Annotated in this window: 16 protein-coding genes and 1 pseudogene; all 17 read right to left on the bottom strand. The window is 33.5% G+C overall.

The window, feature by feature from the left end; all coding sequences use genetic code 11:
* Window positions 1-25: 25 nt before the first annotated feature.
* A complete protein-coding gene (gene galE / locus C568_RS0108295) occupies window positions 26-1,054 on the bottom strand; it encodes a UDP-glucose 4-epimerase GalE (RefSeq protein ID WP_006096592.1) in 1,029 nt (342 codons plus the stop codon).
* A 163-nt stretch (window positions 1,055-1,217) separates the two neighbouring features.
* A complete protein-coding gene (locus tag C568_RS0108290) occupies window positions 1,218-1,847 on the bottom strand; it encodes a class D sortase (RefSeq protein WP_018781231.1) in 630 nt (209 codons plus the stop codon).
* An 8-nt stretch (window positions 1,848-1,855) separates the two neighbouring features.
* A complete protein-coding gene (locus C568_RS0108285) occupies window positions 1,856-2,347 on the bottom strand; it encodes a hypothetical protein (protein WP_231398671.1) in 492 nt (163 codons plus the stop codon).
* A 200-nt stretch (window positions 2,348-2,547) separates the two neighbouring features.
* Window positions 2,548-2,676, bottom strand: coding sequence for an NAD-dependent epimerase/dehydratase family protein (locus tag C568_RS32725; RefSeq protein ID WP_080740107.1), 129 nt, complete (start codon window positions 2,674-2,676; stop codon window positions 2,548-2,550).
* Between the two features lie 54 nt (window positions 2,677-2,730).
* Window positions 2,731-3,891 (bottom strand): aminotransferase class I/II-fold pyridoxal phosphate-dependent enzyme, encoded by a 1,161-nt coding sequence (locus tag C568_RS0108280; RefSeq protein WP_003202204.1) that lies wholly within the window; start codon window positions 3,889-3,891, stop codon window positions 2,731-2,733.
* Window positions 3,892-3,922: 31 nt separating this feature from the next.
* Window positions 3,923-4,546: an acetyltransferase gene (locus C568_RS0108275; RefSeq protein ID WP_018781229.1), complete on the bottom strand. Its 624-nt coding sequence runs from the start codon at window positions 4,544-4,546 to the stop codon at window positions 3,923-3,925.
* Window positions 4,543-5,061 (bottom strand): sugar transferase, encoded by a 519-nt coding sequence (locus C568_RS30530; protein ID WP_018781228.1) that lies wholly within the window; start codon window positions 5,059-5,061, stop codon window positions 4,543-4,545. The genes C568_RS0108275 and C568_RS30530 overlap by 4 nt, the downstream gene beginning before the upstream one ends.
* On the bottom strand, window positions 5,062-6,228 hold the full coding sequence (locus C568_RS0108265) for a glycosyltransferase family 4 protein (protein ID WP_018781227.1): 1,167 nt from the start codon (window positions 6,226-6,228) through the stop codon (window positions 5,062-5,064).
* A complete protein-coding gene (locus tag C568_RS0108260; protein ID WP_231398687.1) occupies window positions 6,228-7,349 on the bottom strand; it encodes a glycosyltransferase family 4 protein in 1,122 nt (373 codons plus the stop codon). Before C568_RS0108260 ends, C568_RS0108265 begins: the two co-directional genes overlap by 1 nt.
* Window positions 7,350-7,450: 101 nt before the next feature.
* The gene (locus C568_RS0108255) at window positions 7,451-8,803 is read right to left on the bottom strand and encodes a nucleotide sugar dehydrogenase (RefSeq protein ID WP_018781225.1); all 1,353 of its coding nucleotides are present in this window, start codon (window positions 8,801-8,803) and stop codon (window positions 7,451-7,453) included.
* A 95-nt stretch (window positions 8,804-8,898) separates the two neighbouring features.
* Window positions 8,899-9,504, bottom strand: coding sequence for an O-antigen ligase family protein (locus C568_RS35250; protein WP_231398685.1), 606 nt, complete (start codon window positions 9,502-9,504; stop codon window positions 8,899-8,901).
* Between the two features lie 648 nt (window positions 9,505-10,152).
* On the bottom strand, window positions 10,153-11,445 hold the full coding sequence (locus tag C568_RS0108245) for a lipopolysaccharide biosynthesis protein (protein ID WP_018781223.1): 1,293 nt from the start codon (window positions 11,443-11,445) through the stop codon (window positions 10,153-10,155).
* Window positions 11,438-13,276 (bottom strand): polysaccharide biosynthesis protein, encoded by a 1,839-nt coding sequence (locus tag C568_RS0108240; protein ID WP_018781222.1) that lies wholly within the window; start codon window positions 13,274-13,276, stop codon window positions 11,438-11,440. The genes C568_RS0108245 and C568_RS0108240 overlap by 8 nt, the downstream gene beginning before the upstream one ends.
* A 113-nt stretch (window positions 13,277-13,389) precedes the next feature.
* A pseudogene (gene galU / locus C568_RS31755) lies at window positions 13,390-14,271 on the bottom strand (UTP--glucose-1-phosphate uridylyltransferase GalU).
* Between the two features lie 203 nt (window positions 14,272-14,474).
* Window positions 14,475-15,242: a tyrosine-protein phosphatase gene (locus tag C568_RS0108230; RefSeq protein ID WP_018781219.1), complete on the bottom strand. Its 768-nt coding sequence runs from the start codon at window positions 15,240-15,242 to the stop codon at window positions 14,475-14,477.
* Between the two features lie 93 nt (window positions 15,243-15,335).
* Window positions 15,336-16,025 carry a CpsD/CapB family tyrosine-protein kinase gene (locus tag C568_RS0108225; RefSeq protein WP_018764975.1) on the bottom strand — a complete coding sequence of 230 codons (690 nt, stop codon included), beginning with the start codon at window positions 16,023-16,025 and terminating at the stop codon, window positions 15,336-15,338.
* Window positions 16,015-16,752: a YveK family protein gene (locus tag C568_RS0108220; protein WP_018764974.1), complete on the bottom strand. Its 738-nt coding sequence runs from the start codon at window positions 16,750-16,752 to the stop codon at window positions 16,015-16,017. Before C568_RS0108220 ends, C568_RS0108225 begins: the two co-directional genes overlap by 11 nt.
* Window positions 16,753-17,140 lie beyond the last annotated feature (388 nt).

Raw genomic sequence — 17,140 nt, 5'->3', positions numbered from 1 at the left:
AAAGAAAGCATTTACAAGATCATATTCACTTCATACATTCTGCTTCTTGGTAGCCATCCTTATTATTCGACTGCCATTTCCATGAGTCCGCGCACATTTCTTCAAGCCCGCGCTTTGCTTCCCATCCTAATTCACGTTTCGCTTTAGATGCATCTGCAAAACATACAGCAACATCTCCAGGACGACGCTCTGTAATTTTATATGGAACGGACTTTCCTGAAACTTTCTCGAATGCTTGTACCATCTCTAGCACGCTATATCCAGTACCTGTACCAAGGTTATATGTATCTACACCTGTTGTATGTAATACTTTTTCAAGAGCCTTCACATGTCCATTCGCAAGATCAACAACGTGAATATAATCACGGACACCTGTACCATCTTTTGTCGGATAATCGTTTCCAAATACACTTAGTTCTTTTAACTTACCAACTGCTACTTGCGTTACATATGGCATTAAGTTATTCGGAATTCCATTTGGATCTTCCCCCATACGCCCACTTTCATGTGCACCAAATGGATTGAAATAACGAAGTAATACAACACTCCACTCAGAATCAGCTACAACTACATCACGCATCATTTGTTCAATCATCAACTTTGTTTGACCGTATGGGTTTGTTGCATTTAAAGGAAATTCTTCTGTAATTGGTGATGTTTCAGGAAGACCATATACCGTTGCTGATGAACTAAAAATCATTTTCTTTACATTATGCTTCTGCATAACATCGCATAATATTAATGTACTTGTAATGTTGTTATGATAATAAGTAAGCGGAATTGCTACTGATTCTCCAACTGCTTTTAAGCCAGCAAAATGAATGACTGCTTCAATTATATTTTCTTTAAAAATCACATCGATTGCATCACGATTTAGAAGATTTTCTTCATAAAATTTAAACTGTTTTCCTGTTATTTCTTTCACTCGATTCAACGATTCTACTGAGCTATTAGAAAGGTTATCAACTACTATAATATCATAACCATTATTTAATAATTCCACGCATGTATGACTGCCGATATATCCTGCTCCACCTGTTACAAGTATCGCCATAATGAAGACCTCCCAGGGTTATTTATTTCTTATTTATTAGCTTTTCATTACTTCTCTTTGTGAATTCCAAACAGAATGAGTTCCAACACATTATATCTATGTACTTCCTATTTTTCATTTTGCATCAAGAAAGCCCAATTGCATAAAAGGGAATTGGGCATGACTATTTCTCTAAATCCGGCTTAGACACAAGCTTCGTATACACAATAAAGCGATCCGGAGCATCACCAATATACTCAAACGGATAACATGTCGTTAACGTTAATGTCTCATAATCAGTTGGAACGATAATCGTCTCATCATTCGCTCCCGTAATTTTGAAATCTGTTATTTCATAAACACACTCACCATACGGCGTTGCAAATTTGATTTGATCACCTTTCTTCACATCTTCCAGCTTACGAAAACTCGTATTCCGGTGTCCGCTTAACACAACATTCCCGCCTTGTCCTGGCAACGTACTCCCAGCAAAATGTCCGACTCCTGATTTCAGCTCTCTCGGGTGCGTCCCTTCTACAACAGGAACCTCATAAGAAAGAGAAGGAAACTTCAATTCACCAAGCTTCTCTCCTGGATCAGGAATTTTAGACCAAATTTGTTTAAACTCTTTTTCAGCCTCTGCAGGCTTATACGGTGTAACAACTGTATGAGCTAACAATGTTGTTTGCTTTGTAAGCTCCCAGCCGAAAAAAGCAATAATCCCAAGACCTAACAAAATAATGGAAACAGGAATCCCGATAATTACCCATCTCCATTTTGACTTACGCTTATGTACTTTCTTTCTTTTTTCCATAGGGCGTATTACGCTTGTTCTACTTTACGAGCTAATCGTACTGCTGGAACTAATGCAGCTGCACCTAGAAGTACAATTAATCCCCCAATTAGCATGTAAGTTTGTTCATTAGATGCTGTATTTGGCATTTCAGCATTTGGCATTGGAACAAAATGACCAGTTGCATTTAGCTCACGCTTTGCTTCCATCGCATCTTTCAATGAATTTACCAAGCTTTTAAAGTTAGCTGCTTGTACCATTCCTCTCGTTGGGTCAATTGTCGCAAGTAACTTTCCATCTAAATCTTTTAATTGAATTAATAAGTTATTACTCTTACTAATTGTATAGTTTAAAAGATCCAACGAATTTCCTTTTTCATCTACAAGTGCTACTTGTAGATGTGCAAGTTTCGCACTATCCAAGAATAAGCGAAGCATTTCTACTTTTTGCTCAGTTTTTAAGCTCATTAACCCTTGCTGCACGTGCAGCCGGTGTAGCGAATGCTGTTCAACCGAGAGCAAGTGCAGCGACTAATGAGCCTGTTTTCATGACACCTTTGAAATTCATGGCTATTTCTCCTTTTTATAACAATTTATTAATTTAAATATATCATAAGCAATCCTATGTAGGACAACCTAATTACAATTTCTCAAGATGAACCTCTTACACAAGGTCTAAAGACTAAACATTTTCTGATACAGATGATGAAAAAACAAAATGTTTAATTTGATACGTGATCATTGTTAGTAACGGTGGTAAAATCCCTTATAACAACTCGATGTTTTTGTGATAGCAGTTCTTTCACAACATGACTCCCGATATAACCCGCACCGCCGATTACCAGTATCACTTACCTACTTAAAATAAAAAAGTGCATTCAAAAAAAGAATGCACTTTTTATAATTTATTTCGTTACAACTTGCTTTGCTAATACCTCTTTAACAGTAGCGATAACTCTTTCTTGATCTTCCACTGTCATACTTGAACCAGAAGGTAAACATAAACCTTGACTAAACAGCTTATCAGAAATACTATCTGTATCACCATGAGTATAATATTTAGAACCTGCGAAGACAGGCTGTCTATGAAGCGGCTTCCAAACTGGACGCGCTTCAATATTTTGTGCCGCTAAAGCTTCAATCACATCTAAATACGTAACACCTGTTACCTTTTCATCAATTAATAATGTAGATAACCAACGATTTGGAACTGCATCTTCGAATTCTGGCATAAATGTAATTCCAGGTAATTCACCTAACGCTGTTTTATAGCGAGTAAAAATATCACGACGTGCTTGCACACGATTATTTAATACTTCCAACTGCGCTCGTCCTACACCAGCCACAATATTACTCATACGATAATTATAACCAATATGACTATGTTCATAATGAACTGCTGGATCACGTGCTTGTGTCGAAAGGAAGCGTGCTTTTTGAATCGCCACTTCATCATTAGAAACAAGCATGCCACCACCAGAAGTCGTGATAATCTTGTTACCATTAAAAGAGAAAATACCAAACTTACCAAATGAACCAGTTTGCTTCCCTTTATAAGTTGTTCCAAGTGATTCCGCAGAGTCTTCCACAACTAGTACACCATACTTATCACAAACATCCATAATTTCATCCATCTTTGCACTTTGTCCAAATAAATGAACAACAATTACTGCTTTCGGAAGTTTTCCTGAAGCTTTTGCATCTTCAAAAGCTTTCTCAAGTGCAACTGGAGACATGTTCCATGTATCAGGCTCTGAATCTATGAAAATTGGTTCGGCCCCTTGATACGCAATTGGATTTGCACTTGCTGCAAACGTTAATGATGAACAAAATACAGTATCATCTCTATTAACACCTAACAGTTGAAGTGCTAAATGGATCGCTGCAGTACCTGCGCTAACAGCAGCGGCACTTTTCACTCCAATATACTCTGCAATTTGATGTTCAAATGCATCTACGTTAGGTCCTAGTGGCGCAATCCAGTTTTGCTCGAATGCTTGATTTACATATTTTTGTTCATTTCCGCTCATGTGTGGTGGTGATAAAAAGATTCTTTTGTTTTCCATGCTTCCATTACACTCCTTATGGTAACGTAACTTATTTTATAACTCTTGCGGGCGAACCTACTGCTGTACAAGAAGATGGTATATCATGAATGACTGTTGCTCCTGCACCAATTATACTCCATTGGCCAATTTTTCGATTCGGGATAACAATTGCCCCTGCACCTATTTGTGTACCTTCATTAACAAAGACTGTTCCCGTTAACGTCGCATTTGGAGAAATATGTGCAAAATCACCAATCTGATTATCATGTTCTATCACTGCTGCAGTATTAACAATAACATGCCTTCCAATTATAGTATCCGCATTAATAACTGCTTTAGGCATAATAACAGTTCCAAATCCAATGGAAGCAGACTCACTCACTACAGCAGTTGGATGAATAATTGTCTCATAACTTCCATCCTTCAATTCTAACTGCTCAACTATCCTTTTTCGTACAGCATTATGTCCAATCGCAAGCACAATTTTAAATCCAATCTCTTCTATTATTTCTTTAATAGAAGAGATTGGTCCATAACATATGCCCTGGTCCTCACTTAAACATTCATATTTATCATCAAATATAGCAACAATCTCATAACCTGTATTTGCATGAATCATATCTATAATAACTTTCGCATGCCCACCTTGACCAATTAAAGCTATCTTTTTCATTTCACCACTTCTTTATTTGAGTTTAATCCTGTAAATTTCTGCATCGTCACATGACCTTGTTGACCAATCCCTTCTGATTTAAAAACCTTTGCAACTGTTAAAAATAAAATCTTTATATCTAACCAAAGGGACTGATTATCCACATACCAAACATCTAATTTAAATTTATCTTCCCAAGAAATTGCATTTCGTCCATTTACTTGCGCCCATCCAGTAATACCAGGGTGCACTTCATGACGTCTAGCTTGTTGGGAGGTATACAGTGGGAGATATTCCATTAGTAATGGACGAGGTCCTACTAAACTAATATATTCTTTTATTACATTAATAAGTTGTAGTGATTCATCTAGACTTAACTTTCTAAGTAATTTACCAAATGATGTTAAACAAACATTATCTGGTAAGAAATTACCCTCTTCATCTTTTGCATCTGTCATTGTACAAAACTTGTATACATAGAAGGGTTTTCCATGTAAGCCTGGACGTTGTTGTTTGAAAATAATAGGACTACCCAACTAAATTTCTTTTAAAATTCCATATAATTTTTGTGATAACCTCACAGAATCATAGTGTGTTTGAGCTAATTCTTTAGCATTTTTACAAGTTTTTTCATACAAATCTGTATTTTTTTTTAGCTCTCTTAAATAAGAGTAATATTCTTTTCTATCTTGATATCTAAATCCTTTTCCCGCACTACCTTTTCTTAACACATCATTCTGCCAACCTAAATAATTTAATATAATAGGTTTTCCAGCAGCAAGATAATCAAAAAATTTATTGGCACTATTATCTTGTAATATTGAGTAATCACTAACTGACATAATACCCACATCACTAAACTTCACTAATTCTAAAACCTCTACCTTAGACATTTGATCTAAAATATACACATTATCTAGCCCATAATCTTTCTTAATCCTTTTTAAGTTTTCTTTTTCCTTTCCTTCCCCTATTAATAAGTAAACTATGCTATCGTCTCTATAATTATTTGCAATCTCTAAAATATGTTCTAAACCATTCACAAATCCCATTGTTCCAGAATGAATACATACAAACTTATCTTTTAAAAATGGATAGCGCTTAAGAATATTCTCTTTATTCACATCAATCTTTTCAACCAAATGATTATTAGCTAAATTAGTAATTACAGATATTTTATCTGAAGGTATCCCTTTTTCAATTAAATTATTTCTCATACCTGTTGATAGGACAATAATATGAGCAGCATGCTTATAAATTAACATTTCTAAATTACTCAGCATTTTAATTACAAGCTTATTTTTTATAAACCCTAACTGGATTGGTATATCCGGCCAAACATCCCTTACTTCAAAAACATATTTTTTCTTTAAAATTTTTGAAACCAATAAACCTGTTATCCCAATAGTTAAAGGTGTTGATGTGGCAAAAATTATATCGGTGTCCTTTTGCTTAATTCCTAATAGAATGCTTTTTATCATAAAATGTAAAAAGGCATATACTCTCTTTATAAAGGAATACCCCTGTTTATACTGCGTATTTGTTGAAATAATATCAATTCCATCATACTGATTTATATTAACTTTGTTACCTGTTAGTATGGTTACATTATTACCTTTTTCTGCAAGGTATTTTGAAAACTCAAACGATCTTGTCCCACCAGAGTTCACTTGAAAATATTGATGTATATACAAAATATTCATTAGTTCCCTCCTAAAATGCTCTTATATAACTTTATTAATTTTTTTTCTTCAACTTTCCAATTATATTTTTCCTGATAAGCCTTAAAACCATTTTCTCCAAGTTGTACACTCAATTCTTTATCATTTGAAATTTTATGCACAGCCTCTGTTATCTCTTCTATATTAAAAGGATTAACAACTATACCACTTTCACTACTTTCGATTAACTCCTTCCAATCGGGAAAATTAGAAGCAACTACTGGAATACCAAACGACATATATTCAAATATTTTTGTTGCTAAAGATTGAAGATAATTTTTTTCAGGATGTAAAATAGCTAAGCCTATATCTGCTTGTGCATAATAATCAAATACTTTGTGTAAAGGCAACCTCCCAGGTAATTCAATATACTCATTAAGATTATTCACCTTTATAAAATCTAAGGTATCTTGCTTAAGTTGTTTAGAAAAACTTCCAATCAAAATCAATTTAAACTTAAAATCTTTATTCCTTAATTCCCTTGCCATTTTCAACATTTCATCTAAACCTCTAGTTTTACTAATAGCGCCTGCATAAATAATATTAGGTACTTTATTTTGGGTAATATGTAGAGTATTTGTATTATCTAATGGGTAGTTTAAAATATCTTCTTTAACAATGCTTATATCTGTATAGTTATTTTTATAATATTTTTCTGCATAAATAACAGCATCACATTTTTTTATTAGGACTTTTTCTATATACCCTACTAAACTAGATAATTTCCCTCTAATAAATTTAGGTATCCATGGCTTACTTTTTATAGCTGCCGGAAAGTCTTCATGCATATCATAAATAACTTTAGAATTAGTAAAGAGTTTTAGAAAATACCCTACTAGTAATAATTCTGGATCATGAAAATGATATATATCTGCTTTCTCTCGTAAAGCTTTAAAAAATAGACGGAACCACAAAACTGGTCTTGCCAACCTTTTTACTTTAGGAAGATATTCAATTGTTAAATTTCCATACGTCTCTTCATATTTCACATCATTTTGAACTGCACATAACTTTACTTCATAACCCTTTTTGGCTAAACTGATTGTTTCTTTATAAAATACTCTTGTATCATTCCATGGATGAACTGAACTAAAAATAAACACTTTCAAAATATCCGTCACTCCCAATAAACATAACAATATATATTATTATCCTAATAAAAGAAAGAGGTATTTTATTAATAAAATACCTCTTTCTTAATAAATTATTGCATTTGAAGAACTTTTTTGGGTTTCTCATTAGCACCTAGCTTGATAATTTTTGTATCATCAAACTCTTTAAAAGCATTTCTTGTATCTACAATTAATTTACTGTTTTTAACTACCATAGTATCATTATAAGCTTTATGGTTTGTAATTAAAATTACACAATCATATTCTGCTAAACTTGAATAGTCTAATGCAACCGAATCAACTTTTTCTCCATATTCATCTTTAAATGAATGCGCATATGGATCATTATATTCTACACGAGCTCCACCATCTCTAAGTAATTTATAAATTTCTAAGCCTGGTGATTCACGCAAATCATCTATATCTGGTTTATAAGCCATACCTAATAATAATAATCTTGAACCCATTATAGACTTTTGATGTGTATTCAAAGCATAACTCACTTTATTATAAACATATTCTGGCATATGCTTATTAATTTCTTGTGCAGTTTCAATGAATCGACTAAAGAAATTTGAACCTTTCGCCTTCCAAGCCAAATACATAGGATCAAGTGGAATACAATGTCCACCAATCCCTGGACCTGGAGTGAATTTCATAAATCCAAATGGCTTTGTATTTGCTGCATCAACTGTTTCCCAAATATCAATACCTAATTTATCACATAACATAGCCATTTCATTAATAAATGCTATATTAATGCTACGGAACGTATTTTCAAGAAGTTTACTCATCTCTGCAACCTTGGGAGATGAAACTGGAACTACAGTATCAATAAAACTACTATATAAATTCACGCCCAATTCTGTACATTTTTCAGTAGTTCCACCTAACACTTTAGGTGTATTTTTTGTATTATAGTGCTGATTCCCTGGATCTACCCGTTCTGGAGAAAAACATAGGAAATAGTCTACTCCTACTATGTACCCTTGATTCTTTAATTCTTCTTCAATTAATTCTTCAGTAGTTCCAGGATATGTAGTACTCTCTAATGTAATTAGCAAACCTTTATGCATATAGTTCTTAATTTCATTCATCACAGCAATAATATAATTCATATCAGGTTCTTGAGACTTAGTTAAAGGAGTTGGTACACAAATACTAACTGCGTCTAACTCTTTAATAATTTCGAAATTACTAGTAGGAGTAAACTGACATGATTTATTAATAAATTCAATTTCTTCATTACTAATATCAATAATATAAGAATTATTATTTAGCAGTTTATCTACCTTTTTATTATCTAAGTCAATTCCGTATACATTATATCCAGCTTTTGATAACTCCACCGCTAAGGGTAGCCCAACATAACCTAATCCAATAACGCCTACTTTAGCATTACGATTTCCTATTTTTTCTTTTAATCGGTTATAATAGTTATTCACTTTTATTTCCCCTTTATATTAATATACAAAAAAATAAACATTTATTAATTCTCATTTAAACTGTTTAATCTCAAATCCTGCCTTACAGTAAATTCCTATAGACCTCTACCAGAAATCCCCATAATACAGCTGGATATATATGATAAAGACATAAAGCAAAACATTACCCTATTATCATTTAAGTCCCCTGAGATATTTGCATTTAAAAAATAAAATAAAAATACTATAAATATAGAGTAACTAAAGCTATCATCCTTACCACTTCTATAAAAGTAAGGTGCAATGCACCTAAATATTAATAAGAGAAAAAGAACAAGCCCTACAAGACCTAATTCTGCTATTATTTCTAAGAAAATATTATGTGGATAGCCTCTAGCGTCTGTATCATTATAGTTATAACCAAATCCACCAATGCCCTCTCCTACAATGGGGTTTTCAGCAAATAATTTAAAGGCAAAATCATATCTATCAGTTCTTCCTTCAGCTGATTCTCCGCCTCCTGAATCTGTTAAAAGCACCTGAAACCTGTATATCATGGTATCAAAAACACCCGCTTTAGCTAATGTTCCCAATACACAAACGCTCAATAGTATGACGATAAAAAACAAATTAAATCCTTTTCTAATATAAATCTTCTTTTTTATTTTAATAGATGAAATCGCTATATAAACCAACATACAGACTAGTGCTACTAAAGGCATCCTTGAACCTGATGCAAATAATGACACAAGGTTAAGTATGATTCCTATAAATGCCATAATTTTAACCATTAGATTTTTATTACTAATAATATAAAATAGTAATATCAATAGAATTCCCATAGCACTAACTCTACCTAATGATAAATAATTGCTCCCATTCACAGAAACAAAGCCAATATATGCGTTTCCTAATGACGACTTTAAATCTTTTACTGCATAACAAGACATAATTACAGAAATAAGAATAGAATAGAATAGAAATTTCTCTATATCTCTTTTATTTTTAAATATAAAAAATGGCCCAATAAATGCCCAAGCAGTAAATGATATAAACCGAACTGCTTTATCAAGACCGTATAGATGGCTACTACTGTAAAATAGACTAAGCAAAATGAACATAGCTAATAAAATATAGATCCCTATAGGCTGGATAATACTTTTATTAATTTTAGGTTCATTAATAACTTCTATTAGCACTAAAGTTGCTGATAATAATAGGCCTAACATAGACAAATCTAAGAAAAAAGCTCCTGTCGAAGCTTGTTTAAATGCTCCTGCGAATAAAAATAGCGCAAAATAAAATTCTTTATATACAGGAAAGCATAGTATTTTTTTCATTTTATCCCCTCTAACCCATACTAATTCACTCTATGTATTCAATGTGTTATCAACATTTTTTAATTTAAAATAAATTAAGGTCAACAATACAATATATGATATAGCCATAAACATCCCATAACATAATAATGTTAGTTTAGGATCCCAAAACAAATTTTTTGCTGCGAAAAAAATAACTATTACTCCAATAAGTCTAGATATATCCCAAATTAACTGATGTTTTTGTAATTCTAATACTGTAAGGGTTTGAGAAAGAGGAAAAGCAATAAAATATACTAAATACATAGGGGCCAAGTATTGAGAATAAACCCCAGATTCAATCCATTGCTCACCAAAACCTACCTTAAATATCCAAGGACCTAAAAGTAAAACCCCTAAAAATGGTACCAACCCTAATATAAACAATTTTTTAACTAAGCGTAGAAAAAATTGTTCTAAACCTTTTTTATTATTGCGTATATCACTACTCAACTGCCCTAAGTAAACTTGAGCTATTGATTGACCTAATATACCTAAAGGGGCCATAATCACCTTCTGAGACAATGCAAACCACCCTATTATACTTTGATTGTAGATTGCAACCATTATAATAGGTGGTATTTGTAAAGCAGCTATATTAATGACAGCTGACCAACTCGATATTAATGGGAATTTTTTATACTGTTTCAGAACTCTCCATAACCCATTTACAGAAATACCCTTCGGAATATTAACATCTTTCAATGTACTCTTTAGTAAAGTTCTTATACCAGCCCCTTTTCCAATGATATCTCCAATGATTAAACCCATTGGACCATTAAATTTAATACCTAGAATCACATAAGAGGTTACTTGTCCTATACTCTGATTAACTTTTGTTTTTGCTATTGTACTAAAATTTTTTTTACGGATAGCCCAATAATTTAAAAATTGATACACCCCCATAAAAAAAATACTTAGAGGTAATACCCATAAGAAATTTACTATTGCGCTAACCTTATCTAGATTTAGAATAATATCTTTCAGTGAAAATATACCAATAAATACAAAGGAACTTATAAGACATACAATAATAAATGACAATACTACTAAATGTAATGCTTCTTCATCATTCTTTGCTATAGGAATAGCTGATTCATATTTTAAAGAAGCTAGCACTAGTACAAATGAAAGTAATGAACCATATATCCCTGCTAGTCCAAAATCATTAGGGCTATAAATTCTAGCTATAGTAAATGACGATGCAAAAACAATAATTTGGCTTAAAATTGTTCCACTTAATAACATAAGCAAACTAGAAAGAAAATTTCTTTTTGCTAACTTATTTTTCAACACTTTATACATATCTCGATATCCTCTTTTGAGTATCTAAATTTCTTTCTAATTTATTATTTGCAAACTTTATTAAAGTATCTCTTGTTTGTTCCGGGGAATATAATCCAAACTCCTTTAAAATACCTTGTATATCCTCTATATTAATATCAATAGTTTTTCCAACAAAGATTTTAGGATATATTTGTTTTTCATGTACCTCGTTATCAGTCAATAATTCTTCAAAAAGTTTTTCCCCAGGGCGTATCCCAGAAAACTTAATTCCAATATCCTCGACCTGATAACCAGATAGTTTAATAAGATTTTTAGCTAAATCAACAATTTTAACAGGTTCTCCCATATCAAGAACGAAAATCTCCCCACCTTTAGCTAAAGATCCAGCTTGAATAACCAAACGTGAAGCCTCTGGAATTGTCATAAAATAACGAATCATATCAGGATGTGTAACAGTAACCGGTCCACCCTTTTGAATTTGTTTCTTAAATAAAGGAATAACACTACCACGACTTCCCAGTACATTGCCAAAACGAACAGCTACAAAACGAGTATTACTGACTGTGTCCATATGTTGCACAATCATTTCTGCAATACGCTTCGTTGCCCCCATTACACTTGTTGGGTTAACAGCTTTATCTGTAGAGACCATAACAAATGTGTTTATACCAAAAGTAGCCGATGCTTCCGCAACATTTTTCGTACCAATAATATTATTTTTTACAGCTTCCTCTGGGTTCCTTTCCATAAGTGGAACATGTTTATGTGCCGCTGCATGATACACAATGTATGGGTTATGCTTCTTCATCACTTCAAACATTTTATTACGGTCTTGCACATCTGCAATTTCTGTTGTAATTTCGATGGAATCTTTATATAGTGAACGCAATTCCATTTCAATTGTATAAATGCTGTTCTCACCGTGACCAAGTAATACAATTTTACCTGGTTTAAATTTCATGACTTGGCGACACAGCTCGGAACCAATTGATCCTCCAGCGCCAGTTACTAAGATTGTTTTTCCTGTAATCTTTTCGCCAATATCTGCATCATCTAATTTCACAGGCTCACGTCCTAATAAATCTTCTACTTGTACATCACGAAACTCATTAACAGAAACTTTCCCATCCAGAATATCTTCTAGCATTGGCACAATTTGTGTTTTTGCCTTCGTTTTTGTACATGCTTCAAAAATTCCATTCACTTCTTTACGACTAAGGGAAGGAATAGCAATAATAATATGTTCAATTTGATAACGATCAACAACCCGTTGAATGTCTTCTCTTGTTCCTACAACAGGGATATTGTATATTTCTAACCTTTGTTTCCTTAGATCATCATCAACAAATGCTACCGCTTCTAAATGTGCCTCATGACTTTTTTGAAGCTGACGTACAATCATCGCTCCTGCTGAACCCGCTCCTACAATTAATGTACGAGCTTTATCTGTTTTCTTTGAAATGTATGTATCACGGAAAATAAGCCATATAAATCGTGAACCACCAATAAGTAGCATATGGAACATCCATGCGATTGCTAAGATGCGGAAATAAATATCGTGATTAATAACTTGCTGAACGATTGCAGTCACGATAATAGAGAATGTAACGGCTTTGAAAATATTTTCTAACTCTCCTATACTTGCATACTCCCAAGCTTTTTTGTACAACTTGTAAATTGCAGCAAACACATGATGACTACAAAGTAACGTAATTGAACTAATAATAAGTGTAGTTGGAATATTGTCTAATGCATTAGGATGAATAAACCAGTAACTCAAGTATACCGATGTTAAAACAATGAATGAATCTAATAATACTAATAATGAGAGCCTATTTTGATAACTCAAGACACACGTTCCTTTCTTTTATATAACTTTAAAATAAGAGTCCTTCCCACACCTAACATTTTATAAACCATGCCCTATATTTAAAAACAGCCTATTTTTCAGTTATATACAATCTATACGTTTAAAAGTTCTTTCTGTACAAGTTCATTCATATACTTCACAAGTTCATCTTTTAATTCATCATGCTGAAGCATCATTTCAATCGTTGTCTGAATAAAACCTAATTTCTCCCCAACGTCATAACGCTTACCTTCAAAGTCATATGCAAATACACATTGAATTTCATTTAATTGCTGAATCCCATCCGTTAGCTGAATTTCTCCACCCGTACCTGTTTGTTGGTCTTCTAGGAACATAAAAATTTCTGGTGTTAATACGTAACGCCCCATAATCGCTAAGTTCGATGGTGCTGTTCCTTGCGCTGGTTTTTCCACAAATCTGCTCACCTGATAACTGCGTCCCTTTTGTTCTAATGGATCGATAATACCGTAGCGATGTGTTTCATTTTCCGGCACTGTTTGTACACCGATTACTGATGATCTCGTTGCTTCATATCGATTCATTAATTGACGTAAGCATGGTGTTTCCGCTTGAACAATGTCATCACCAAGTAAAACAGCAAACGGTTCGTTGCCAATGAATTTACATGCGCACCATACAGCATGCCCGAGTCCTTTTGGTTCTTTTTGTCTTATGTAGTGAATGTTAATTTGGGAAGACGCTTGTACTTTTTCAAGCATTTCGTACTTCCCTTTTTCTAGTAGATTTTGTTATAGTTCAAAGGAGTGATCAAAGTGATCTTCAATTGTACGCTTTCCTTTACCCGTTACGATGATGATGTCTTCAATTCCAGATGCAATTGCTTCTTCCACAATGTACTGAATCGTCGGTTTATCAACGATTGGCAACATTTCTTTCGGCATTGCTTTTGTCGCTGGTAAAAATCTTGTCCCCAGCCCAGCTGCTGGAATGATGGCTTTTTTTACTTGTTTCAACTTGTATTGCCCCTTATTCTTTATTATATTTATATATGGATATAATAAAGGTTCCAACAATTTTATAATCATAACAGGCATCTAACCCGACCTCACACCATGCTTTTGACAACAAGCGTGTCTAAGGTAAAGCTTACTCTACCCACAGCATAGTCGAGTGTCTCCATTGATATTGGTTAGGAGGCATCACCAAATGTTTATACTTAAAAGAGACCCAGTATTTTCTTACGTCGCACCTGTTCTGGTTCTTCTCGGTAAATTATCTTCCCACTTATTAGTGAATATGTATTTTCTTTGAAACAATCAAGTGTAGAGCTCCCAAATGACTTCTCTATTACCTCATATGCTGCTTGTAAGTGAAATGAGCGCGTTGTTGTGTTATGGGCATCTGATGATATGACATGTGCTAAATGGTGTTCGATGAGTTGTAACGAAAATTTCTTGATTTTCTTTCCGAACTTTCCTGTTACACTCCCCGCAGTAATTTGCGTGAGTACGCCTTGAGTTACGAACTTATACAATACTTGAGGGCGTTCGATGATTTCCGTATTTCGCTCTGGATGCACAATGATCGGCGTGATTCCTTTTATACGCAGTTCATATAACATTTTTTCTGCATAGCGCGGGACATGATTTGCTGGGAATTCAATTAATATGTATTTATCCGTACGATTCAATGTAACAATTTTACCCAATTCGTAGTCTTCTAACAATTCTCCATATAACCTGATTTCTTGACCAGGTAAAATGGTTAAATTAATGTCTTCTTCTTTCAATCTATCATTTAACTGCTTTACCTGATGAAGAATGCCTTCTGCTGGATTAATATAAACACCATTTTGATGATGCGGAGTGGCAACGATTGTATGAATACCTTCTTTACATGCTGCCTTTGCCATCGCGATACTATCTTCGATTGATTGTGCCCCATCATCGATACTAGGCAAAATGTGACAATGTAAATCAATCATTCCCTTACACCCCTTCTCTATCTATTCTTCATTTACTCTTCACATTGTGAATATAAGAGGAAAAGAAGATGTCTCCTCTTTCCTCTCATTTAGTTAGTTAGAACTGTAATAATAATACTCAGATCCTGTTTGTTCTTTATCATTTAGAATAACGCCAAGTAATGTACCCTTTGCGCCATCAAGTGCTTGTTTTGCTTTAATCGCCGTATCCTTTTCTGTTACGCCACTTCGGACAACTAGTACAGAAGCATCACATTGATTTGCCATGACTTGCGCATCAGTAACTGGTAAAATCGGAGATGTGTCAAAGATAACGAGATCATACATGCCATATGCTTCTGAAAGTAAATCTTTCATCGAGTTTGACCCTAATAATTCCGCTGGGTTTGGTGGGATTGGCCCACATGGCAGGAAGTTTAAATTTCTAATTTTTGTATTTTCTACACATGTCTCAAGTTTTTTACTACGTGTTAATACACTTGTTAAGCCAAAAACATTCTCAACTTGTAACATGTGATGTAGTGCAGGCTTACGTAAATCCGCATCAATGAGTAATACTTTTTTACCTTGCTGTGCAAAGACTATTGCAATGTTAGCAGCTGTTGTTGTCTTTCCTTCACTTGAATTAGCGGATGTAACTATAAGAGAACGAATTTTTTTATCAACGGATGCAAATTCAATATTTGTTCGTACATTTCGATATTGTTCGGAAACAAATGATTTCGGTTGTTCATATGCAATAAGCCGACGACGTGCGCGTGATGCTTTTTTCTTAAGAACCAATTGTATGCCCTCCTACTCTCTTTGCCCTTGACGGACTTCTGCTTTTCACATTATCTTCTTCTATATGAGAAATCACTCCAAGAACTGGTAGACCTAGAAATTTTTCGATATCTTCTTCTTTTTTGAATGTGTTATCTAAATATTCTAGTAAGAATGCAAGTCCGACAGAAGCCATTAAGCCAACGACAAATGCAATAGCTACATTTAACATCTTATTAGGCTTAATTGGAGATTGCCCTTCCGCCACTTCTGCTTTTGATAAAATCGTTACGTTATCTACACTCATAATTTTTGCAATTTTACTTTTGAATACTTCCGCTGTTGTATTTGCGATATCACGAGCTAATTTTGCATCTTTGTCTTGTACTGTAACCGCAATAACTTGCGAATCTTTCTCATTAGCTACGTTAATTTTGTTATTTAATGCTCCAGTTGACATATTCAGTTTCAACTTTTCTTTCACTTGATCTAAAATAACTGGGCTTTTCACAATAACTTTATATGTATTTGTTAATTGAAGACTTGTTTGTACTTCCCCAGGTTGGAAAACACCCTCTTGTTTCTTTTGGTTAACAAGAATTTGCGTTGAAGTTTGGTAAATCGGCGTTATAAAGTAGAAACTTACAATTGCGCTTACAAGAGCTGCCCCAATCGTAATTGCGATGATCATAACTAAACGTTTTCTTAAAATAGTAAATAGTTCTTTCAAACTTATTGTTTCTTCCATGCCTTCCTCCAGCTTCCAATAATTTGTCATAAATTCCTTTATAAATAAATAAAATGTCAGATTTGCGGCTGACAATAAGAATCTAGTATCTAGTCCTAATCATGTTTAGTCCTAGGGAACTATTTAACATATTACATAACTTACATTAGTATAACAATAATGGTTGAGAAATTCATTTAATAAATTGACAAATATTATAATGACAAATTCGACAAATTTAGATATCCTTTGTCGGGTATAGGTTTACATTCACCATGTATTGATAATATGTGAATGTAGTTAGTATTATTAGTGAATATATTATAAATTTACCTGTATATTTATAATGACTCGTTTAAAAAACACTTTCCATTATAAATTTTTATTCTATTTTTCAACAGCGTTTCTA

Source organism: Bacillus sp. 95MFCvi2.1, assembly GCF_000374965.1.
Lineage (GTDB): Bacteria > Bacillota > Bacilli > Bacillales > Bacillaceae_G > Bacillus_A > Bacillus_A pseudomycoides.
The sequence above is the reverse complement of the archived record's forward strand: the minus strand, read 5'-3'. Positions and strand labels throughout refer to the sequence as shown.

Bases quoted from the DNA above. Each gene is read 5' to 3' on its own strand.
- galE (WP_006096592.1), bottom strand. From the start codon at position 1,054: ATGGCGATACTTGTAACAGGTGGAGCAGGATATATCGGCAGTCATACA.
- C568_RS0108290 (WP_018781231.1), bottom strand. From the start codon at position 1,847: ATGGAAAAAAGAAAGAAAGTACATAAGCGTAAGTCAAAATGGAGATGG.
- C568_RS0108280 (WP_003202204.1), bottom strand. From the start codon at position 3,891: ATGGAAAACAAAAGAATCTTTTTATCACCACCACACATGAGCGGAAAT.
- C568_RS0108275 (WP_018781229.1), bottom strand. From the start codon at position 4,546: ATGAAAAAGATAGCTTTAATTGGTCAAGGTGGGCATGCGAAAGTTATT.
- C568_RS0108265 (WP_018781227.1), bottom strand. From the start codon at position 6,228: ATGAATATTTTGTATATACATCAATATTTTCAAGTGAACTCTGGTGGG.
- C568_RS35250 (WP_231398685.1), bottom strand. From the start codon at position 9,504: ATGCCTTTAGTAGCACTAGTCTGTATGTTGGTTTATATAGCGATTTCA.
- C568_RS0108245 (WP_018781223.1), bottom strand. From the start codon at position 11,445: ATGTATAAAGTGTTGAAAAATAAGTTAGCAAAAAGAAATTTTCTTTCT.
- C568_RS0108230 (WP_018781219.1), bottom strand. From the start codon at position 15,242: ATGATTGATTTACATTGTCACATTTTGCCTAGTATCGATGATGGGGCA.
- C568_RS0108220 (WP_018764974.1), bottom strand. From the start codon at position 16,752: ATGGAAGAAACAATAAGTTTGAAAGAACTATTTACTATTTTAAGAAAA.